19 protein-coding genes are annotated in these 21,549 nt (G+C 62.4%); 13 read left to right on the plus strand and 6 right to left on the minus strand.

Translation table 11 applies throughout. The annotated features are described in order from the left end of the window. Window positions 1–182: 182 nt before the first annotated feature. On the plus strand, window positions 183–1,136 hold the full coding sequence (locus ACYF6X_RS11810) for a VirK/YbjX family protein (RefSeq protein ID WP_063989405.1): 954 nt from the start codon (window positions 183–185) through the stop codon (window positions 1,134–1,136). 14 nt (window positions 1,137–1,150) lie between these two features. On the opposite strand, the gene ACYF6X_RS11815 is transcribed toward ACYF6X_RS11810, so the two are convergent. Then, window positions 1,151–2,809: an ATP-dependent endonuclease gene (locus ACYF6X_RS11815; RefSeq protein WP_038880734.1), complete on the minus strand. Its 1,659-nt coding sequence runs from the start codon at window positions 2,807–2,809 to the stop codon at window positions 1,151–1,153. A gap of 187 nt (window positions 2,810–2,996) precedes the next feature. Between ACYF6X_RS11815 and ACYF6X_RS11820 the strand changes: the two genes are divergently transcribed. The 5 genes from ACYF6X_RS11820 (at window position 2,997) to ltaE (ending at window position 9,795) form a co-directional block, all read left to right on the plus strand. After that, entirely contained in the window at window positions 2,997–3,893 is an 897-nt protein-coding gene (locus ACYF6X_RS11820) for a LysO family transporter (RefSeq protein WP_004928363.1), read from the plus strand. Between the two features lie 181 nt (window positions 3,894–4,074). After that, entirely contained in the window at window positions 4,075–5,724 is a 1,650-nt protein-coding gene (gene hcp, locus ACYF6X_RS11825) for a hydroxylamine reductase (protein WP_130017631.1), read from the plus strand. Window positions 5,725–5,780: 56 nt separating this feature from the next. Then, complete coding sequence (gene hcr, locus ACYF6X_RS11830) at window positions 5,781–6,782, plus strand: NADH oxidoreductase (protein ID WP_063989402.1); 1,002 nt, start codon at window positions 5,781–5,783, stop codon at window positions 6,780–6,782. Window positions 6,783–6,981: 199 nt separating this feature from the next. Next, window positions 6,982–8,703 (plus strand): ubiquinone-dependent pyruvate dehydrogenase, encoded by a 1,722-nt coding sequence (gene poxB / locus ACYF6X_RS11835; protein ID WP_063989401.1) that lies wholly within the window; start codon window positions 6,982–6,984, stop codon window positions 8,701–8,703. 75 nt (window positions 8,704–8,778) lie between these two features. Next, window positions 8,779–9,795 carry a low-specificity L-threonine aldolase gene (gene ltaE / locus ACYF6X_RS11840; RefSeq protein ID WP_049202201.1) on the plus strand — a complete coding sequence of 339 codons (1,017 nt, stop codon included), beginning with the start codon at window positions 8,779–8,781 and terminating at the stop codon, window positions 9,793–9,795. Between the two features lie 30 nt (window positions 9,796–9,825). On the opposite strand, the gene ACYF6X_RS11845 is transcribed toward ltaE, so the two are convergent. Both ACYF6X_RS11845 and ACYF6X_RS11850 read right to left on the minus strand, forming a co-directional pair. Continuing rightward, a complete protein-coding gene (locus ACYF6X_RS11845; RefSeq protein WP_130017630.1) occupies window positions 9,826–10,521 on the minus strand; it encodes an N-acetylmannosamine-6-phosphate 2-epimerase in 696 nt (231 codons plus the stop codon). Further along, window positions 10,518–12,074, minus strand: coding sequence for a PTS transporter subunit EIIC (locus ACYF6X_RS11850; RefSeq protein WP_130017629.1), 1,557 nt, complete (start codon window positions 12,072–12,074; stop codon window positions 10,518–10,520). The genes ACYF6X_RS11845 and ACYF6X_RS11850 overlap by 4 nt, the downstream gene beginning before the upstream one ends. Before the next feature lie 167 nt (window positions 12,075–12,241). Between ACYF6X_RS11850 and ACYF6X_RS11855 the strand changes: the two genes are divergently transcribed. Continuing rightward, window positions 12,242–13,069, plus strand: coding sequence for a MurR/RpiR family transcriptional regulator (locus ACYF6X_RS11855; protein WP_130017628.1), 828 nt, complete (start codon window positions 12,242–12,244; stop codon window positions 13,067–13,069). Here the strand turns inward: ACYF6X_RS11855 and ACYF6X_RS11860 are convergent, their stop codons facing one another. Continuing rightward, the gene (locus ACYF6X_RS11860) at window positions 13,070–13,417 is read right to left on the minus strand and encodes a DUF1294 domain-containing protein (RefSeq protein ID WP_130017627.1); all 348 of its coding nucleotides are present in this window, start codon (window positions 13,415–13,417) and stop codon (window positions 13,070–13,072) included. A gap of 151 nt (window positions 13,418–13,568) precedes the next feature. Between ACYF6X_RS11860 and ACYF6X_RS11865 the strand changes: the two genes are divergently transcribed. Next, complete coding sequence (locus ACYF6X_RS11865; protein ID WP_130017626.1) at window positions 13,569–15,008, plus strand: DUF2867 domain-containing protein; 1,440 nt, start codon at window positions 13,569–13,571, stop codon at window positions 15,006–15,008. A 158-nt stretch (window positions 15,009–15,166) separates the two neighbouring features. Then, window positions 15,167–16,177, plus strand: coding sequence for an NAD-dependent epimerase/dehydratase family protein (locus ACYF6X_RS11870; RefSeq protein WP_004928393.1), 1,011 nt, complete (start codon window positions 15,167–15,169; stop codon window positions 16,175–16,177). Here the strand turns inward: ACYF6X_RS11870 and ACYF6X_RS11875 are convergent, their stop codons facing one another. Then, window positions 16,178–17,014 (minus strand): N-acetylmuramoyl-L-alanine amidase, encoded by an 837-nt coding sequence (locus ACYF6X_RS11875; RefSeq protein WP_130017625.1) that lies wholly within the window; start codon window positions 17,012–17,014, stop codon window positions 16,178–16,180. It lies immediately after the preceding gene. 187 nt (window positions 17,015–17,201) lie between these two features. On the opposite strand from ACYF6X_RS11875, the gene ACYF6X_RS11880 reads away from it, so the two are divergent. After that, complete coding sequence (locus ACYF6X_RS11880) at window positions 17,202–18,716, plus strand: DUF3300 domain-containing protein (RefSeq protein ID WP_130017624.1); 1,515 nt, start codon at window positions 17,202–17,204, stop codon at window positions 18,714–18,716. Between the two features lie 49 nt (window positions 18,717–18,765). On the opposite strand, the gene ACYF6X_RS11885 is transcribed toward ACYF6X_RS11880, so the two are convergent. Further along, a complete protein-coding gene (locus tag ACYF6X_RS11885) occupies window positions 18,766–19,089 on the minus strand; it encodes a heavy metal-binding domain-containing protein (protein WP_004928400.1) in 324 nt (107 codons plus the stop codon). Window positions 19,090–19,248: 159 nt separating this feature from the next. Here ACYF6X_RS11885 and ACYF6X_RS11890 point away from each other — a divergent pair, with 159 nt between their 5' ends. From ACYF6X_RS11890 to artJ, 3 genes are all read left to right on the plus strand, one after another. Beyond that, the gene (locus ACYF6X_RS11890; RefSeq protein ID WP_049202208.1) at window positions 19,249–19,791 is read left to right on the plus strand and encodes a lipoprotein; all 543 of its coding nucleotides are present in this window, start codon (window positions 19,249–19,251) and stop codon (window positions 19,789–19,791) included. A 264-nt stretch (window positions 19,792–20,055) separates the two neighbouring features. Beyond that, window positions 20,056–20,784 carry an arginine ABC transporter ATP-binding protein ArtP gene (artP, locus tag ACYF6X_RS11895; protein WP_038884338.1) on the plus strand — a complete coding sequence of 243 codons (729 nt, stop codon included), beginning with the start codon at window positions 20,056–20,058 and terminating at the stop codon, window positions 20,782–20,784. A gap of 32 nt (window positions 20,785–20,816) precedes the next feature. Further along, entirely contained in the window at window positions 20,817–21,548 is a 732-nt protein-coding gene (gene artJ / locus ACYF6X_RS11900; RefSeq protein ID WP_025302242.1) for an arginine ABC transporter substrate-binding protein, read from the plus strand. Window position 21,549: the final 1 nt, after the last annotated feature.

The raw sequence follows: 21,549 nt of genomic DNA on the forward strand, positions 1-21,549 counted from the left end.
TGTGCTTGTGAATATCAACCGCCCATTGCGGCGGCGGAGCTAAATTAGCACGCACCGTAGGGAATAACTAAACCTTAGCTCAACACAATGTGGAGACACGCCTGGTTACAGTTCAGCATTGAACTCCCGTTTAGTGAAGCCTTGATGAAATAGCGCCATTCAATACAGTCAAGGATTTCATCATGTCACAGCTCAGCTACCCACTCGCCTCCGCCCGGCCGCTTAACGGCTGGCAACTGATGACGGCGCTGATCAATGGCGAAAAGGCGCCAAGCAACGCCTGGAAAAAAACCTCGTTTCGCCTGAAGTTTCTCGGCCGTTCGCTGCTCAACTGGCGCACCACCAGCGGCCTGCTCAGCACCCTGGCCAGCAACCCGCTGCTGGAGGAGATCCTCAGCGCGCAGCCGAACCTGCCGTGCAAACTGCATCGCCCCTACCTGGCAGCCAACATGAACAAGATCGAATGCCTGTTCGCCCTGCGCGATCATTACGATCTCATCGTGCAGCGCATGCCGCTGAAGATGCGCCTCGGCCACCTCGGCCCGCAGCCTTTCCTGCTAGCCAGCGCGATGGGCAAAAACGAAGCGCCGATCGCGCTGGAACTGGCGGCGATCGACAAACTGAATAAGGAAGGGGAAGCCACGCTGCTGCTGCGCAACGCCAACGGCGTGATGCTGGCGGAGATCACCTTTGCGCTGATGCATTATCAGCAGCAGCCGACGCTGTTTATCGGCGGCCTGCAGGGCGCAAACCATGAGGTGCCGCACGCCGAGATCCAGCACACCACCAAAGAGTGTCACGGCCTGTTCCCCAAACGGCTGGTGCTGGAAGGCATCTGCACGCTGGCGCGGCACCTCGGCATCCGCCAGATCGTAGCGGTCGGCAACGCCACCCATATCTATCAAAACTGGCGTTACCAGAGTAAGAAGAAAGACCAACTGCACGCCGATTACGATCAGTTCTGGCTGTCGATGGGCGCCAAACCGCTCGACAGCGGCTATTTCCTGCTGCCCGAGCGCATCGCTCGCAAGCCGATCGAAGAGATTGCCAGCAAGAAGCGCGCCGAGTATCGCCGCCGCTATCAGTTGCTGGACGAACTGGAACAGGGATTGGCGGCGCATTTCTGCGCCCGATAACGCCCGGCGGGCCGTCAGTCCGCCCGGCCGCGCGCCAGCCAGATCACCCGTGAGAACATTTTCTTCAGCAGCGGCGGCACCGAGTCCGTGCCCCATTCGCCGGCCTGCATCGCGACCTCGATCGCCAGATCCGGCTTGGACGAGTGGTGGACCGCTTTCAGGATCACCTTGCGCACCGGCATCTGCGCGTTGAGCGGCACCGACGCCATCCGGTGATAGACCGGGCCAAACCCTTCGCGGAACATGAAGTGCTCCATGTCCGGCGCCGGCAGCGCGGTCAGCCGATCGCGCTCGTTGTCTTCATGATTGTCCAGCAGGCTGCGCACGGTATTGGCGTACTTTTTGCCCGCCTCGTCGCCGTCCACCAGCGCATGCCACTCGATGCCCATGCGGCGGGCGAAGCGCAGCAGCGGCTTCAGGCCGCACTGGGCGAATTCGATGACCCGCACCCCTTCCGCCTCGAAATGGTAGCCGCACTGGCGCGCCAGCTCGTTCAGCAGCCACACTTCGGTCTCGCCTTCCACCAGCAGCCAGCAGCGGGCGAACAGCGACGACGGCCGGTTAAAACGGATGTGAAACGCAATGCGCCGCCCATCTTCGGCGCTCAGCCCGCGCGGCCCGAGACGGTAGGTCGCGACCCGCCCCGACTCGCGCACCAGCCGGCAGACGTGCTCCACCGGCACCAGCGACACCAGTTCGCTGGAGTTAGTGGTGGTGATGCGCTGCAGCGGCAGCTGATTGAGCAGCCCCCAGGCCACCGACAGCATGATCGGGTGCAGGCGAGTTTCCGGGTCCTCCACCAGCAGCAGCGGCCGGGCATGAGGATCCAGCTTGACGTCGCCCTTGGCCTGCAGCAGGGTGGAAAACATCCCCAGCAGGATCAGGCGCATGCTGCGGCTGTTCGGTTCAGCCACCATGCGGTTGATGCCGTCCAGCGCGCGCCAGGCATCCTGCTCCGGTTCCCCGCCGCGGCGGCGCGGCCGCGCCACCTGCGAACTCTGCTCGGCAAAATAGTGCTCCAGCAGCTGCTGCATGGCCGCCAGGCCCTGACGCAGCTCGCCGTTGGTCAGCTTCTGCGGATTGCGCACCAGCTCGCGCGTCAGCTGATCCAACTGCTGCGCCAGCGCCTGGGTATCGGGTTTACGTTCATCGCCGAGGCTGCTGGGGCGCAGGCGACGAATAAAGCGCGCGTCGCGCAGGCGCAATACCGGATGAATGCGGATAATGGCGTGGGCCAGCTGTTCGATATGGTGCAGTTGAAAGGCGTTGCCGTCAGCATCGAGAAAACCGCGCCAGGTGCACACCGTGCCGTCGTCGGCCAACTCGCCTTCACAGCGGTAATGAATGCGGCTCAGGCCATCCTCGCCCTTGACCCACAGTGGCGTCAGATGGCGATAGCGCGGCAGGTGCGCATGGCCGATATCTTTTTCGCAGAAGGTGAACACCACCTGCAGGTGGCGCTCTTTGGCCGACTCTTCACCGGGGGGGAAATGAAAGTCGTGCGCTTCAAACCGATACAGCTTCTGCTCCGGCGCCAACAGCAGCGTCAGCGCATCCAGCAGGCTGGATTTACCCCAGGCGTTTTCGCCGAGCAACAGCGTGTTGTCGTCCAGCATCAGGGACAGCCGGTTAATGCCGCGAAAACCTACAATTTCGATACGCTCCAAGAACATCCGCCGCCTCCCGTGCGCGCCGTCGCCTCTTCAATGAGGAGACCTTCACAGAGCATGGTCAAAAAACCCCTTGCAGGTCAAGCGGCCAACGTCAAATCTGCCGCTTTACTCCGGCCGGGCTTTTGGTTAGCGTGTGCTCCTCGCCGCCGTTCGGCACGCTTCAAAACTCAAGGACACAAGCTGCACCATGTACTCAGGACTGTTGATTATTCTGTTACCGCTGATTGTCGGTTACCTCATTCCCTTACGCCATCGCCCGCTGCTGGTGCTGATCAACCGGCTGCTGAGCTGGATGGTGTACGTGATCCTGTTTTTCATGGGTATCAGCCTGGCGTTCATGGAAGATCTCAGCAGCAACCTGGTGTTGATCTTCCAGTACAGCGCGGTGTTCTTCTTCTGCATTCTCTGCGCCAATCTGCTGTTGCTGGCGCTGCTGGAGCGGCGCATGCCGTGGCGCAGCAGCCATAAACAGGAAAAGCTGCCTTCGCGCGTGCACATGGCGCTGGAGTCGCTCAAGCTGTGCGGCGTGGTGCTCGGCGGCTTCCTGCTCGGCCTGACGCAGTGGCAATGGCTGCAGTTCGCCCATAAAGGCAGCGAATATGCGCTGATCTTCCTGCTGTTGCTGGTCGGTATTCAGCTGCGCAACAGCGGCATGACGCTGCGCCAGATTGTGCTCAACCGCCGCGGCACGCTGGTGGCGTTGGTGGTGACCGTCGCGTCGCTGGCCGGCGGCGCGCTGGCGGCGCAATTGCTGGGGCTGCCGGTCAAGGCCGGGCTGGCGATGGCCTCCGGCTTCGGCTGGTATTCGCTGTCGGGCATTCTGATCACCGACGCCTACGGCCCGGTAATGGGCAGCGCCGCGTTCTTCAACGATCTGGCGCGCGAGCTGGTGGCGATTATGCTGATCCCGACGCTGGTGCGCCGCAGCCGCTCCACCGCCCTCGGCCTGTGCGGCGCCACCTCGATGGATTTCACCCTGCCGGTGCTGCAGCGCAGCGGCGGGCTGGACATGGTGCCCCCCGCCATCGTGCATGGCTTCCTGCTGAGCCTGCTGGCACCGGTGCTGATCGCCCTGTTCTCCTGAGCCTTTCCCCCTGGGGGCCAGTCGGCCCCCAAAGCGTAATAATTCCCATCCGCATGGCAAAATTGCGCTAAATCAAACTTGCCCGCAGTAGTCGCACAAAAGCCTTTTGCAACCCCGATCGCCGATCTATGCTTTTAAACAAGCATTACAAATGCAACTTTAAAAATAAAAGGAAGCGACTATGTTCTGTGTGCAATGTGAACAAACCATCCGTACCCCGGCAGGCAACGGCTGCTCGTATGCTCAGGGCATGTGCGGCAAGACGGCGGAAACCTCCGATCTGCAGGATCTGCTGGTGGCGGCGCTGCAGGGCCTCTCCGCCTGGGCGCTGCAGGCGCGTTCGCTGGGCATCGTCGACCACGAGATCGACAGCTTCGCCCCGCGCGCCTTCTTCTCCACCTTGACCAACGTCAACTTCGACTCCCAGCGCATCATCGGTTACGCGCGCGAAACCCTGCTGCTGCGCGATTCGTTGGCTGCCCGTTGCCGGCTGCTGGACGCCGGCGTGCGCGTCGATCACCCGATGGCGGCGCTGCAGCTGGCCGGTGACGATATGCCTGCGTTGCTGCAACAGGCGGCGCAGTTTGCACTCAACAGCGACAAGGCCGAGGTAGGCGACGACGTACACGGGTTGCGCATGCTGTGCCTGTACGGCCTGAAAGGCGCGGCGGCCTATATGGAACACGCGCACGTGCTCGGCCAGTTCGACGAGCAGCTCTATGCCGACTACCACGCCTTCATGGCCTGGCTCGGCACCCAGCCGCGCGACGTCGACACCCTGCTGAACAACGCCATGGGCATCGGCAAGATGAACTTCAACGTGATGGCGATCCTCGATCGCGGCGAAACCCAGGCCTACGGCGATCCGCAGCCCAGCGCGGTCAACGTGCGCCCGGTGGCCGGGAAAGCCATTCTGATCTCCGGCCACGATCTGAAAGATCTGCGCATGCTGCTCGAACAAACCGAAGGGCAAAACGTCAACGTCTACACCCACGGCGAAATGCTGCCGGCGCACGGCTATCCGGAACTGAAAAAATTCAAGCATCTGGTGGGCAACTACGGCAGCGGCTGGCAGAACCAGCAGACGGAATTCGCCAAATTCCCCGGCCCGATCGTGATGACCTCCAACTGCATCATCGATCCTAACGTCGGCCACTACGGCGATCGCATCTGGACCCGCAGCATCGTCGGCTGGCCGGGCGTCAACCATCTGGAAGGCGACGACTTCGGCGCCGTGATCCGCCAGGCGCAGGGCATGAACGGCTTCCCTTATACCGAGATCGAGCATCTGATCACCGTCGGCTTCGGCCGCCAGACGCTGCTGAACGCCGCCGACACGGTGATCGATCTGGTGTCGCAGAAAAAACTGCGCCACGTCTTCCTGGTCGGCGGCTGCGACGGCAGCCGCGACGAGCGCAGCTACTTCACCGACTTCGCCCGCAGCGTGCCGCAAGACTGCCTGATCATGACGCTGGCCTGCGGCAAGTACCGTTTCAACAAGCTGGACTTCGGCACCCTGGAAGGGCTGCCGCGCCTGCTGGACGTCGGCCAGTGCAACGACGCCTACTCCGCCATCATGCTGGCGGTCAAGCTGGCCGACACGCTCGGCTGCAGCGTCAACGAGCTGCCGCTCAGCCTGGTGCTGTCGTGGTTTGAACAGAAGGCGATCGTCATTCTACTGACGCTGCTGTCGCTGGGGGTGAAAAACATCGTCACCGGCCCGACCGCGCCGGGCTTCCTGACCGACAACCTGATGGCGATCCTCAACGAGAAATTCGGCCTGCGTCCGATCACCACCGTCGAGCAGGATATCAACGCGCTGCTCGCCTGATGCCGTTACGTTATGGGGCCGCCTGCGCCGGCCCCTTTGCTTTTTGAGGTGCCCCGATGACTCAACCCACTCCGCTTTGCCCGAACCGCATGCAGGTGCATTCCATCCGGCGTGAAACCGCCGACGTCTGGACGCTGAACCTGATCTGCGACGTTTTCTACCCTTATCAGGCGGGCCAGTTTGCGCTGGTCAGCATCCGCAACAGCGACGAGACGCTGCGCGCCTATACGCTCTCCTCCTCGCCCGGCCAGAGCCGCTTTCTCAGCATCAGCGTGCGCTGCCTGCCAGACGGCGTCGGATCGCGCTGGCTGACGCAAGAGGTCAAGCCCGGCAACACGCTGTGGTTGTCCGACGCGCAGGGCGAGTTCAGCTGCGAGCGCCACCCGGCCGATCGTTATCTGATGCTGGCCGCCGGCTGCGGCGTGACGCCGATCGTCTCGATGTGCCGCTGGCTGACCGCCAACCGTCCGACCTGCGATATCGCCGTGATCTTTAACGTACGCACCCCCGCCGACACGATTTTCGCCGATCAATGGCGCACGCTGTGCACCGCCCATCCGCAGCTGCGCCTGACGCTGATGGCCGAGCAGGATCTACAACCCGGCTACCTCAGCGGCCGCATCGATGAACAGACGCTGCAGCAGGCGGCGCCGGATATCGTCGAACGCACGGTGATGACCTGCGGCCCTGCGCCCTACATGGACCACGTGGAGCAGCTGTGCCGCCGGCTCGGCGTGCCGGCCGAGCGTTTCCATAAAGAGCAGTTCCACACGCCGGCGGCGCAGGCCGAGGCCACTGAAGGGCTGACGCTGCGCGCCGCCCGCCCGCTGCGCGAATTCCGCGTGCCGGTCGGCAGCACGCTGCTGGCGGCGATGGAGGCCAATGCCCTGCCGGTCAACGCTGCCTGCCGCGCCGGGGTGTGCGGTTCATGCAAAACCCGTATCCTCGAGGGCGACTACACCACCACCAGCACCATGACGCTGAGCGCGGAAGAGGTGGCGCAAGGCTACGTGCTGGCCTGCAGTTGCCAGCTGCAGGGCGACGTCACGCTGGCGTGATCCCCTGGCCCCATCGCCGCGATGGGGCATTTATCGGCAAGTTCCCTCATCCCCGCCCGGTTACACTTTCCTCCGTCCTACGCTCTTTACCCTTCCTGACCGCATCTCGTCCACAGCCGGTAAGCTATGCTTGCAGTTGTTCTGCTGCCACTCACCGGATCGAGTACACATCGTTTTTCAAACCATGTTTGGGGGAACCATGAAGCAAACCGTAGCCACACTGATCGCCAAAACGCTGGATCAAGCCGGCGTAAAACGCATTTGGGGCGTGACCGGCGATTCGCTCAACGGCCTGAGCGACAGCCTGCACCGCATGGGCACCATCGAATGGCTGGGCACCCGCCATGAAGAGGTGGCCGCCTTCGCCGCCGGCGCCGAAGCCCAGCTCACCGGCCAGTTGGCGGTGTGCGCCGGTTCCTGCGGCCCCGGCAACCTGCACCTGATCAATGGCCTGTTCGACTGCCACCGCAACCATGTGCCGGTGCTGGCGATCGCCGCGCACATCCCTTCCAGCGAAATCGGCAGCGGCTACTTCCAGGAAACGCATCCGCAGGAGCTGTTTCGCGAATGCAGCCACTATTGCGAGCTGGTTTCCAACCCGGAACAGCTGCCGCGCGTGCTGGAGATCGCCATGCGCAAGGCGATCCTCAATCGCGGCGTCTCGGTGGTGGTCTTGCCAGGCGACGTGGCGCTGCGCATGGCGCCGGAAGACGCGACCCTGACCTGGCATACCCCAGCGCTGCCGCTGGTGCAGCCGCCGATGAGCGAGCTGAACAAGCTGGCGGAAACGCTGAATCAGGCGAAAAACATCACCCTGATGTGCGGCAGCGGCTGCGCCGGCGCGCACGATGAGGTGGTCAAGCTGGCCGAGCTGCTGCAGGCGCCGGTGGTGCACGCGCTGCGCGGCAAGGAGCATATCGAATGGGATAACCCTTACAGCGTCGGCATGACCGGGCTGATCGGCTTCTCCTCCGGCTACCACGCGATGATGAACGCCGACACGCTGGTGCTGCTCGGCACCCAGTTCCCCTACCGCGCGTTCTACCCCACCAACGCCAACATCATTCAGATCGACATCAACCCCGGCAGCATCGGCGCGCACTGCCCGGTCAACATGGCGCTGGTGGGCGATATCCACACCACCCTCGCCGCCTTGCTGCCGCAGCTGGAGCCAAAGCGCGATCGGGCGTTCCTCGACAAGGCGCTGGAGCATTACCGCAACGCGCGCAAGGATCTCGACGGGCTGGCGACCGCCAACGACGACCAGCCGATCCACCCGCAGTATCTGGCGCAACAGCTCAGCCAGTACGCCAGCGACGACGCCATCTTCACCTGCGACGTCGGCACACCGACGGTGTGGGCCGCCCGCTACGTGAAAATGAACGGCAAGCGTCGCCTGCTCGGTTCGTTCAACCACGGTTCGATGGCCAACGCCATGCCGCAGGCGATCGGCGCCCAGGCCACCGCGCCGGATAAACAGGTGATCGCCATGTGCGGCGACGGCGGCTTCACCATGCTGATGGGGGATTTTCTGTCGCTGGCACAGCTCAAGCTGCCGGTGAAAATCGTGGTGTTCAACAACAGCGTGCTGGGGTTCGTGGCGATGGAGATGAAGGCCGGCGGCTACCTGACCGACGGCACCGATCTGCATAACCCGGACTTCGCGGCGATCGCCAACGCCGCCGGCATCAAGGGCATCCGCGTAGAAAAAGCCTCGGATCTGGATGGCGCGCTGCAGGAAATGTTGGCGCACCCCGGCCCGGCGCTGCTGGACGTGGTCACCGCCAAGCAAGAGCTGGCGATGCCGCCGCAGATCAAGTTCGAACAGGCCAAAGGCTTCAGTCTGTATATGCTGCGCGCCATCATCAACGGCCGCGGTGACGAAGTGGTCGAGCTGGCGAAAACCAACTGGCTGCGCTAAGCAAGCTGCCCCCGGTGAAATAAGGGTATATGATGCCATGTACCCTTTTCCTCTCCCTTATATTCCAGGAACCCTATGCTTATCGATCTACGCAGCGACACCGTCACCCGCCCCAGCGCCGCCATGCGCCAGGCGATGGCTCAGGCAGAGGTCGGCGACGACGTCTACGGCGATGACCCGACGGTCAACGCGCTGGAGGCCGAGGCGGTGCGCCTGTCGGGCAAAGAAGCGGCGCTGTTTTTGCCCAGCGGCACCCAGGCCAACCTGGTGGCGCTGCTGAGCCACTGCCAGCGCGGCGACGAGTATCTGGTCGGCCAACAGGCGCACAACTATAAATACGAGGCCGGCGGCGCGGCGGTGCTGGGCAGCATCCAGCCGCAGCCGATCGAGGCCGACGCGGACGGCACACTGCCGCTGGACAAGCTCGCCGCCGCCATCAAACCCGACGATATCCACTTCGCCCGCACCCGGCTGCTGAGCCTGGAAAACACCATCAGCGGCCGAGTTCTGCCGCAGGCCTACCTGCAGCAGGCGTGGCAGTTTACCCGCGAGCGGCAGCTGGCGCTGCATATCGACGGCGCGCGCATCTTCAACGCCGCCGTGGCGCTGAACCTGCCGCTGAAAGAGATCGTGCAATACTGCGACACCTTCACCATTTGCCTGTCGAAAGGATTGGGCGCGCCGGTCGGATCGCTGCTGTGCGGCAGCGAGGCCTTCATTCAGCGCGCGCTGCGCTGGCGCAAGATGACCGGCGGCGGGCTGCGTCAGGCCGGCATCCTGGCGGCGGCCGGTCTTTACGCTTTGGAGCATAACGTCGCGCGGCTGCGCGAAGACCATGACAACGCGGTCTGGCTGGAGCAACAGCTGCGGCAGATCGGCGTAGAGATCGCCGAACCCGGCGCACAGACCAACGTGCTGTACCTGCGCCAATCACCGGCGCTGGCGGCCAAATTCGGCCCGTGGATGCGCGAACGCGGCGTGCTGATCAGCAGCGGCCCGCTGACGCGCATTCTGACCCACCTCGACGTCAGCCGTCAGGATCTGCAGCGGGTGGTCGAGCTGTGGCGGGAGTTCCTCCAGCAGCACGCCTGATCCCTCCTCCCCGGCGCGCCGGGGAGCCCTTCACCGCCCGCCGATGGCCTCGACAAAACGGCGAGTGATCTGCTGCGGGCGCGTAATGGCGCCGCCCACCACGACCGCATACGCCCCCAGCGCCAGGCAGCGTGCGGCCATCGCCGGCGTTTCGACATTGCCCTCGGCGATGACCGGCACCGGCACCGCCGCCAACACCGCGCGCAGAAAACCGAAATCGTCCTCCGCCAGTCGGGCGCCCCGGCTTTCGGCGGTATAGCCGTGCAGCGTGGTGCCCACGCAGTCGAACCCCAATCTGGCAGCCTCTTGCGCCTCTTCCACGGTGGCGATGTCCGCCATCAGCAGCAGCCGGGGATACCTGGCGCGGATCGCGGCAACCAACGCTGCCAGCTGCAGCTCCCCTGGCCGAGGGTGGCCGGTCGCGTCCAGCGCAATCATCTGTGGTGCCGCAGCCATCAACTCATCGATTTCACGCAGGGTCGGCGTGATATAGACATCGCTACCGGCATAATCGCGCTTGATAATGCCGATCACCGGCAGCGCCACCGTGCGCATGATGGCTTTAACGTCTTCGACGCCGTTGGCGCGAATCGCCGCCGCACCGCCTTGCTCGGCCGCCAGCGCCATGCGTGCCATGATAAAATCGCTGTGCAGCGGCTCGTCGTCCAGCGCCTGGCAAGACACCACCAGCCGGCCCTTAATCTGCTGCAAAATGGAAAGCGTCATAAATCCAACAACTCCTCGACTTCATTTTTAATAATGGTCACGTGCGGGCCATAGATCACCTGAACGCCGTTGCCGCGAACGATCACCGCCCGCGCGCCGCTGGCCTTCAGCCCGCCCTCGTCCAGCAACCGGCTCTGTTTTACCGTCACGCGCAGCCGCGTGGCGCAACAATCCAGTTCGACGATATTCTCTTTGCCGCCCAGCGCCGCCAGCACCTGCTGCGAGCGTTCGGTGCCGGTCATCACCGCTTCCGACATGGTTTCCACCTCGCGCCCTGGCGTTTTGAAATTGAAGCGCAAGATCAGGAAACGGAACGTGAAGTAGTACAGGAAGAACCAGGGCACCCCGACCAGCGGCACGTACATCCAGTGGGTTTTCGCTTCGCCCTGCAGCACGCCGAACAGCATGAAATCGATAAAACCGCCGGAGAACGTCTGGCCGATGGTGATATGCAGGATGTGCGCGATCGTGAACGCCAGGCCGTCGAACAGCGCGTGCACCACGTACAGCGCCGGCGCGATGAACAGGAACGAGAATTCGATAGGCTCGGTGATGCCGGTCAGGAAAGAGGTCAGCGCCGCCGACAGCAGCAGCCCGCCGACGCGCTTGCGATTCTCCGGGCGCGCGCTTTGGTACATCGCCAGGCAGGCGCCGATCAGGCCGAACATCATGGTGATAAAGCGGCCGGACATGAAACGCGCCGTGCCGATGTAGAACTGCTGCGTATTCGGGTCGGCCAACTGAGCGAAGAAAATACGCTGTGTGCCTTCCACCAGCTGTCCGTTGATCACTTCGCTGCCGCCGAGTGCGGTAGTCCAGAACGGCAGGTAGAAGATGTGATGCAGGCCGAACGGTCCGAGCATGCGCAGCACGAAGCCGTAGATAAAGGTACCGAGATAGCCGCTGGCATCCACCAGGCCGCCCATGCCGAAGATCAACCGTTGGCAATGCGGCCACAGCACGGTCATCAGGGCGCCGACCGCCATCGCCGCCAGCGAGCTGACGATCGGTACAAAGCGCGAACCGCCGAAAAAACCCAGGAACGGCGGCAGCGCTATCTTGTTGTAGCGGCCGTGCAGATACCAGGTCACCAAACCGATGACCACCCCGCCGAACACCCCGGTCTCCAGCGTCTGGATCCCGAGAATCGTTCCCTGCCCCACCGCGCCGGCGTTCTGCGTGGCCAACGTGCCGTTGATTTTCAACAGCGCATTGATGGTGGCGTTCATGACCAGATAGGCGATCAGCGAGGCCAGCCCCGCCGTGCCCTTGTCGCTTTTGGCCAGCCCCACCGCCACGCCGACCGCGAATAAGACCGCCAGGTTGGCGAACACGACGGCGCCGGCACTGGCCATCACGGTAAATATGCCTTGCAGCCAGCCGACGTCGAGGAAGGGATACGCCTCGACGGTATTGGGATTGGACAGCGCACCGCCGATCCCCAACAGCAGACCGGCCGCCGGCAGCACGGCGATCGGCAACATGAACGATTTGCCGAACAGCTGGGCTTTTTCGAACCAGCCGCCGGAGCGCGACAATTCTGGTGTTGACATAAATTTTTCCCCGCTATCATTTTTATGATGAAAATTTTTACCACATTAAAATTAATTTAATGAAAATTTTATTCATAACGATGATCGGCTTCACAATCCGTCGATTTCGCTGGCGAGCGGCGGCGTCTTTCCGCCACAATAGAAACGGGAATACTCAGAAAGGTAACGTGATGAATACAGGCAACTTGTTATTGCGGCTGCGGCAGGATTTGGCGGGGTACAGCCCCACGCTGCAAAAGCTCGGCAACTATCTTCTTGCGGAGCCCTCCCGCGCCGTTTACCTGACCATCACCGAACTGGCGCGTGAAAGCGCCACCAGCGAAGCCAGCGTCACGCGGCTGTGCCGCCATCTGGGCTGTAAAGGCTATACCGAATTTAAAATGGCGCTGGCCCTCAGCCTGCAGCAAAGCCAGCCGGAGGCGGCGACGCGGCAAAGCGCGGCGGAAAATTTGGTGGAAGAGAGCGTCCAGGCGCTGCGGGATACCGGCGCGCTGTTGGATCCGCAGGCGCTGCAACAGGCGGCGGACAATCTGCAGCGCTGCGCTTCGGTGCAGATTTACGGCGTCGCCGCCAGCGCCATCATCGGTGATTTCCTGCACTACAAACTGTTGCGCCTCGGCAAACCGGCGCAACTGTTCAGCGACATGCACCGGGCGGCGATGAACGCCGCCTCGCTGAGTGAGCAGGATCTGCTGATCGTCATCTCCAGCTCCGGCTCCACCAAAGACGTGCTGCATGCGGTGGCGTTGGCCAAAGGGCGCGGTGCACGCGTGATCGCAATCAGCAACACCCAACGCAGCCCGCTGGCTAAAATGGCGGATACGCTGCTGGTGGCGGCCAAACCGGAAGGGCCGCTGACCGCCGGCGCCCTGCCGGCCAAGGTCGGCGCCATGCTACTGGTGGAGTTGATGATCGCCGAACTGGCTCAGCGCGATCCCGCCTATGCTCAAGCGATGCAGGCCACCGCGAGCGCTACCCTGCCGCTGTTGTTGTAATCAGAAGATCCAGCGGCCATAAACCCAGTACCACAATCCCAGCACCGCCACCAGGTTGAGCGCCACGCTGAGGATGAACCAGGTTTTAAACGGCTGCTTCTGGGTTTTGTGGCGAAACAGCTGCTGTGCCGCCAGTGCGCCCAACCACCCGCCCAGCGCGCCGAACAGCAACAGCGTCGCCTCCGGCACCCGCCGCCACCCCTTGCGCGCCGCCAGCTTATCGCCGCCGTAGATCAGAAACGTCAGCAGGTTGGCCAACAGCAACCACATCCACACCGGATGCAGCGAGAACAGGCTGGCGATCAGCGCCAGGCCCAGCAGGGCGTAACAAATCACATTGAGCTTCATGACATCCGGTTTTTCGTTCGGTAAGGGGGCGCGTAGTGTGAACTCGCGCCGCGACGTATGCAACCGGCTTATACCCATACAAAAAGTGCATTTAAACCCGGAATTTGGCATCCTGTCGTTCAGCCAATCCTCTACCGCACAAGGCGGCCCGATGACACCCCAACGCGTACTGGTTCTTGGAGCCAGCGGCTATATAGGCCAGAACCTGATCCCGCACCTGATCGAACAGGGGCACCAGATTACCGCCGCCGCGCGGCGCATCGAGTGGCTGCAGGAGCGGAACTGGCCGCAGGTCAACTGCCTGTATGCCGATCTGTATCGCCCGGAAACCCTGAGCGCGGCGCTGTGGGAGATAGATACGCTTTACTATCTGGTGCATGCGATGGGCGACGGCGACGACTTTATCGAGAAGGAGCGCCAGGCGGCGGAAAACCTGCGCGACGCGCTGCGCAATGCCAGCGTCAAGCAGGTGATCTTTCTCGGCGCGCTGCAGCCGAACGACGACAGCTCACCGCACCTGGCGGCCCGCCGCCTGACCGGCGAGATCTTGCGCCAGAGCGGCGTGCCGGTGACCGAGTTGCGCGCCGGCATCATCGTCGGCCCCGGCTCGGCGGCGTTCGAAGTGATGCGCGACATGGTCTATAACCTGCCGGTGCTGACGCCGCCGCGCTGGGTGCGCTCGAAGTCGTCGCCGGTGGCGCTGGAGAACCTGCTGGTTTATCTGGCCGATCTGCTGGCGCACCCGGCACAGGAACACCGCATCTTCGACGTTGCCGGGCCGGAATACCTCAGCTATCAGGATATGTTCAAGCGCTTTATCGCCCTCAGCGGCAAGCGGCGCTGGCTGATCCCGATCCCTTTGCCGACGCGGCTGATTTCGGTGTGGTTCATCAGCCTGATCACCTCGGTGCCGACGCCGATCGCCCGCGCGCTGATCCAGGGGCTGAAGCACGATCTGCCCGCCGACGGCCGGCCGCTGCAGGCCCTGATCCCGCAGCGGCTGCACACCTTTGATCAGGCGGTCGCCACCACGCTGCAGCGCGAACAGGAGGTGGTCGATTCCGCCGACTGGGGCTACGATCCGGCGGCGCGGGCTCGCTGGCGCCCCGGCTACGGTTACTATCCGAAACAGGCCGGTTGTTCGCTGGACACCGCCGCCACCCGCGAGGCCCTGTGGCAAACGGTGCAGCAGCTGGGGGGCGAAGAAGGCTATTTCTACGCCAATATTCTGTGGCGGATCCGCGCCCGCATGGACGACATGATCGGCAACGGCGTGGTCTATGGCCGCCCGGCACGCGCGACCCTGGCGCTGGGCGACGAGATCGACGGCTGGAAAGTCATCACGCTGAAGCCGCTGCGGCAACTGGCGCTGCTGTTCGGCATGAAGGCGCCGGGACTGGGGCGGCTGAGCTTCACCATTACCGATCACGGCGATCGCCGCACGCTGGACGTGCGCGCCTGGTGGCATCCGGCCGGCTTCAGCGGGCTGCTGTATTGGTTCGCCATGATGCCCGCACACCTGTTCATTTTTCGCGGCATGGCGAAGCGCATCGCCGAGCTTGCCGAGAGCCTGGACCGCCAACAGCGCTGAACGGCGTTCATTTGTCGATCAACCGCACAGTTTGCCGCTGTGCTTCGGGGCTTTCCGATTGCATAGCGCACGAAATCACGGAAGAATGGCATCTTATTTGCTGGAGGCGCCGCAAGCGCCCGCCGGTATTCCGATTTTGGGTGAGAATAGAGTCCGTTATGAAGGTATTGGTCACCGGTGCCACCAGTGGGTTAGGCCGTAACGCCGTTGAATATCTGCGCCGCCAGGGCATCAAAGTGCGCGCCACCGGCCGCAACCAGGCGATGGGCGGCCTGCTGGAAAAAATGGGCGCTGAGTTCATTCATGCCGATCTCACCAATCTGATCTCTTCGCAGGCCAAGGCGATGCTGGCCGACGTCGACGTGCTGTGGCACTGCTCCAGCTTTACCTCGCCCTGGGGCACCGAAGAGGCCTTCGAGCTGGCCAACGTCCGCGCCACCCGCCGCCTCGGCGAATGGGCGGCGGCCTACGGCGTGGCGCAGTTCATCCACATCTCTTCTCCGGCGATCTATTTCGATTACCACCATCACCGCAACGTGACCGAAGATTTCCGCCCGCAGCGCTACGCCAACGAATTCGCGCGCAGCAAGGCCGCCGGCGAGCAGGTGATCCAGCAGTTGGCGCTGTCCAATCCGCAGACCCATTTCACCATTCTGCGCCCGCAGGGATTGTTCGGGCCACACGACAAGGTGATGCTGCCAAGGCTGCTACAGATGATCAAACGCTACGGCAACCTGCTGCTGCCGCGCGGCGGCGCGGCGATGGTGGACATGACCTACCTGGAGAATGCGGTGCACGCCATGTGGCTGGCGACGCTAAAAGAAGATACGCCGTCCGGCCGCGCCTACAACATCACCAACCAGCAGCCGCGCCCGCTTCGCACCGTGGTGCAGCAGCTGATCGACGATTTGGGCATGAAATGCCGCATCCGCTCCGTCCCCTATCCGATGCTCGACATGATGGCGCGCGGCATGGAACGCCTCGGCAGCAAAAGCGAGAAGGAGCCGGTGCTGACCCACTACGGCGTCGCCAAACTCAACTTCGACCTCACGCTCGATACCACCCGCGCGCAGCAAGAGCTGGGCTATCAGCCGATCGTCTCGCTGGAAGAAGGCATCGCGCGCACCGCCCGCTGGCTGAAAGATCACGGTAAGCTGCACGGCCTGTAATCAACGCGCCGCGCCGTACTTCACCAGCAGCGCATCGACAATCGCCTCACTCTCTGCATCCGGCTTGCCGCGCACATCGTCGGGTCGGAAGTGCATCTGAAACGCCGCCAGCACATTGCGCTGCTGCCGCGCATCCCATGACAGATCGATCGCATAGCCGTAACGCGCCAGCTTTTCGAGCAGTGCCGCCATCGGCACCGGCGCATGACGATCGCGCCCCGCCAGCAAGCGCAGCACGTCTCGTTCGTCCGGCCAGGCGCCAATGCCGGCCTGCGCCAGCTGCCGCCAGGGGAACAGCGGGCCGGGATCCTGTTTGCGCTGCGGCGCGATGTCGCTGTGCCCCACCACGTCCTGCGGCTGGATGCCGTAGCGTTGGATGATGTCGCGGCTCAGCGGGATCAGCACAGCGATCTGCTCCGCCGTATAGGGCTGCCAGTGGGTGAACAGCATGCTGCGGGTAAAACCCTTGTTGACGATTTCGATGCCGATCGAGGTGTCGTTGAGGTTGCTGCGCCCGCGCCAGCCGCTGGCACCGGCATGCCAGGCACGCATCGCCTCCGGCACCAGCCGGTACACCGTCGGTTTACCGTGCTCGCGCTGCGGGTGCGCCGGCAACAGGTAGTGTGCGCTGACGTGTTCATCGGTCAGCGTTTTCAGCGATGAATGGAAGTCTTCCGCCGTGTAGTGCATCACCAAAAACCGGATGCGCTGATCGGCACCCTGCGCCTGATGCAGGGTTTCGAGCTGGTAAGCGCCGCGATCGACGAGCGTGTCCTGCTGCGGATTTTGGCATCCCGCCAACAGCGCGGCGGCGATGATCCCTGGCCAAATTTTCACTTATCCTCCTGATTGACGTCCGTGAAAGCGGTAACGCCGCGCGATTAATCCGTGTCCAATCATCACGCTCATCGAGAAATGATGACAGACAACGCCGATGTGCAAGCGGGTGTTTCTCCCGACTGGCGGCCTCTCACGCCCATGATAGTCTCAAAGTATCATCTGCGCTGAAAGAGCGGAGTCGAACATGTTCACCCCACGCTATCTGTCCTGGTTGCTCTGCGCCGCCATACTGCCGCTCAGCGGCTGCGATCGGCAAAAAGTCGCCGACGCGATGGGCGCAAGCGCCCCGCCCCCGACCGCTCCCGCCGCCAATGTGAGTGCGCCGGCCTATACGCCGCTGACCGCCGATCAGCTGTACCAGCTGGTCAGCCCGGTGGCGCTGTTCCCCGACAAGCTGCTGGCGCAGGTGTTGGCCGGCGCAGGTTATCCCGACCAAATCAGCGCCGCAGATGCCTGGCTGGTGCAAAACCGCGGCCTGCAGCCGGAGGCACTCAGCTCGGCAGCCGACGCTCAACCCTGGGATCCCAGCGTGCGCGGCCTGGTGCAATTCCCCGACGTACTCGATCAGATGGCGAAAAACATCCCCTGGACCACGGCTCTGGGCAGCGCCTACCTCAACGATCCCACCGACGTGATGAACGCCATTCAGGTGATGCGCCAGCGGGCGGCCAGACAGGGCACGCTGAAAAACAGCCCGCAGCAGCGCATCGTCGTAGCGCCGACGACGCGTTATGTCGAACAGCAGCCCTATCGTCAGAGCGTGGTGGCGGCGCCGGGCGAAACCATCGTCATCGAACCCAGCCAGCCGGATACGGTTTACGTCCCGCATTACGACCCTTGGGTGGCCTACGGCACGCCGATCCCCGCCTATCCGAGCTATCGGTATCAACCTTCAGGCTACAGCGGCGGCGACATGTTGGCAGCCGGCGCGATCAGCTTCGGCGTCGGCATCGCGGTCGCCTCATTGTTCAATCAGCACAACAGCGGCTGGCATAGCTGGGATATGCGCTGGGACGATCGACGCCAACCGGTGGTCTACCGCAATGCGCCCTACGTGTCGCATTCCACCACCGTGGTAAATCGCGTCACCAACATCAATCAATATAACAACGTCAACAATGTGAATCGCAGCACCCACACGGTGAATAACTACAGCAATACGACCCCCGCGCCGACGCCGCATTTCAGCCAGCCGACGCCTGGCGCGCAGCCGCGCGTCGCGCCTGCAGCCCATGCGCCGATGACCCTGCCGAACTTTGCGCATACTCAGCCGGTAGCGGCCGCGCCGCACGTGCAACAGCCGATAAACGCGCCCCATGTGCGGCAACCGATGAGCATGCCGACGTTCACGCATACCGCGCCTGCGGCGCCCCACGCGCAGCAGCCGATGGCCGTGCATTCAGCACCGGTACAGACACATCCGATGCCGGCCGTCGCGTCGGTGCATCCATCTGCCGTGCGCCCTCTGGTTCAGGAAGCGCCGCACGTCGTTCAGCCGATGGTGCGTGAACCGGCCGCAACGCAGCATCCGGCGTTAGTCCGCCCGGCACCGGTGCCGCAAGCACGCGTCATGCCGCATCCTGCCCCGGCGCCGCAGATCCACCAGCCGTCCGCTCAGCCGATATCGCATCGCCAGACGCCGGCGCCGGTGAAACCGCAGGAACACCGCCCGATCGTCGAGCAGCACAAGGTGGGATGAACCAACAGGATGTCGCCCCGGCAGAACGGCCGGGGCGCGGAGAATGGCGTTAGCGGCTGACTTTCACCGCGGTGCCGCTGACGGTCACCATCAGCATGCTGCCGTCTTTGCCAACGGTTTCATAATCGATATCGATGCCGACCACCGCGTTGGCGCCCAGCTCTTTCGCCTGATCTTCCAGTTCTTCGAACGCAATCAAGCGCGCCTTGCGCAACTCTTTCTCATAAGCGCCCGAGCGGCCGCCGACGATATCGCGCACGCCGGCGAAGAAATCACGAAAAATGTTGGCACCGAGGATCGCTTCGCCGGTGACGACGCCACAGTATTCGGTGATGGTGAACCCTTCCAGGGTCGGGGTAGTTGAAAGCTGCATCAGAATTCCTTGTTTGATTAATTCAACGTATCTATGACCAGAAGATTGGCGTTATGTTCGCTTAATCAATGGCACGCAGTACGAATGCAAGGCCAAAAAACGCATTTATACTGTAAGCTATCGGTCTTCATGGTAGAGACTTTCACATAAGGTAATAAGATGAAAACAAAAACGATTGCGGCTGTTTTACCCTTAGCGCTGTTGCTGAGTGCCTGTACCACGGTGGAACCGGCATACAAGGATATCGGCACCCGCAGCGGCAGCTGTGTGGAAGGCGGCCCGGATACGGTCGCGCAAAAATTCTATGACCTGCGCATCCAGCAGGGTGCCGGCTTGCCGGACAGCAACCGCCTGGCGCAGCTGCAGCCCTATCTGAGCAAAGTGCTGTATCAGGATCTGGTCAGCGCCGGTCAGAACCCGGGCAAGCACCGGATAACCGGCGATCTGTTCTCCGGCAATGCGCAGGGGCCAAGCAGCGCCTCCGTCGCCAGCGCCTCGACCATTCCTAACACCGATGCGAAAAACATCCCGCTGCGCGTTGACTTGAGCTACCAAAAAGACGCCAACAGCACCGTGAACTGGCAGGACGAAGTGCTGATGGTGCGTGAAGGGACCTGCTGGGTGGTTGATGATATTCGCTACCTGAATGTTCCAGCGCACGCCACCAACGGCAGCGTGCGCCAGGTGCTGGAAAACCAGTAACCCGCAATACCCCGGCCGACGCGGGCTTGCCGCGTCGGTCATCCCCGCCGTCCGTCCACCGCTCGAATTTCGTCCAATAGAAAAAATTTCGCTACCGATCTCACAGCCTGCGCCACAAATCCCCTCCCTCGGCTTGAGTCGCGGTATCTTGTGCTAATCTTTTACTGTCCCGCCGCACACTCATAAATTTTAACGCACAAAGATTGCATAAGTATTCTGTGGAAGTTAACATTTGCGGCATCAATGTCTATTCAATTCTGGCGCATGAGTATTCAACTTAACGGTATCAATTGCTATTACGGCGCTCACCAGGCGCTGTTTGACATCACGCTGGATTGTCCAGCCGGGGAAACCCTGGTGCTGCTTGGCCCAAGCGGCGCCGGGAAAAGTTCATTGCTGCGGGTGCTGAACCTGCTGGAAATGCCGCGTTCGGGCCAACTGCAGATCGCCGGCAACCAATTCGACTTCAAGCAGGCGCCGGGCGAGAAAGCCATTCGCGAACTGCGCCAAAATGTCGGCATGGTCTTCCAGCAATACAACCTGTGGCCTCACCTCACCGTGGTTCAGAATCTGATCGAAGCGCCTTGCCGCGTGCTGGGTCTGACCAAGGCTCAGGCGATGGAGCGTGCCGACAAGCTGCTCAAGCGTCTGCGCCTGACCGACTTCGCCGATCGCTTCCCGCTTCACCTTTCCGGCGGCCAGCAGCAGCGCGTGGCGATCGCCCGTGCCCTGATGATGGAACCGCAGGTGCTGCTGTTCGATGAACCGACCGCGGCGCTGGATCCGGAAATCACCGCGCAGATCGTCAGCATCATTCGCGAACTGGCCGGCACCGGCATCACGCAGGTGATCGTCACTCACGAAGTGGAAGTGGCGCGCAAGACCGCCAGCCGCGTGGTGTACATGGAAAACGGCCACGTGGTAGAGCAAGGCGACAGCAGCCACTTCACGCAGCCGCGGACCACCGAGTTTGCCAACTACTTATCACACTAACAATTAACTTGCTGTAATTTGGGGAGTTTGCGATGAAAAAACTAATAATCGCCGCCGTTCTGGCCGGCATCAGCGTTTCCGCCTCCGCAGCCGAAACGATCCGTTTCGCTACCGAAGCCTCCTATCCTCCATTTGAATTTATTGACGCCAGCAACAAGATTCAGGGTTTTGATGTCGATCTGGCTAACGCCCTGTGCAAAGAGATGCAGGCCGAGTGCACCTTCACCAACCAGGCGTTCGACAGCCTGATCCCGAGCCTGAAGTTCAAGCGTTTCGATGCGGTGATGGCCGGTATGGACATCACGCCGGAGCGTGAAAAGCAGGTGCTGTTCACCAAGCCGTACTACGATAACTCGGCGCTGTTCATCGCGCAGAAAGGAAAAATCGCCGACGTGGCAGCGCTGAAAGGTAAGAAAGTGGGCGTGCAAAACGGCACCACCCACCAGAAATACCTGACCGACAAGCACCCGGAAATCACCACCGTGCCTTACGACAGCTACCAGAACGCCATTTTGGATCTGAAGAACGGCCGCGTTGATGCGGTGTTCGGCGATACCGCGGTGGTCAACGAATGGCTGAAGCAGAATGACGCGCTGGCGGCAGTGGGCGCCAAAGTGACGGATAAAGACTACTTCGGCACCGGCCTCGGCATCGCGGTACGCCAGAAGAACACCGATCTGCAGGGCAAGTTCAACGCCGCTCTGGACAAGATCAAGCAGGATGGGACCTATGAAACCATCTACAAAAAATGGTTCCAGCAGTAAT

Source organism: Serratia sp. ID 25-353 (genome assembly GCF_054792795.1).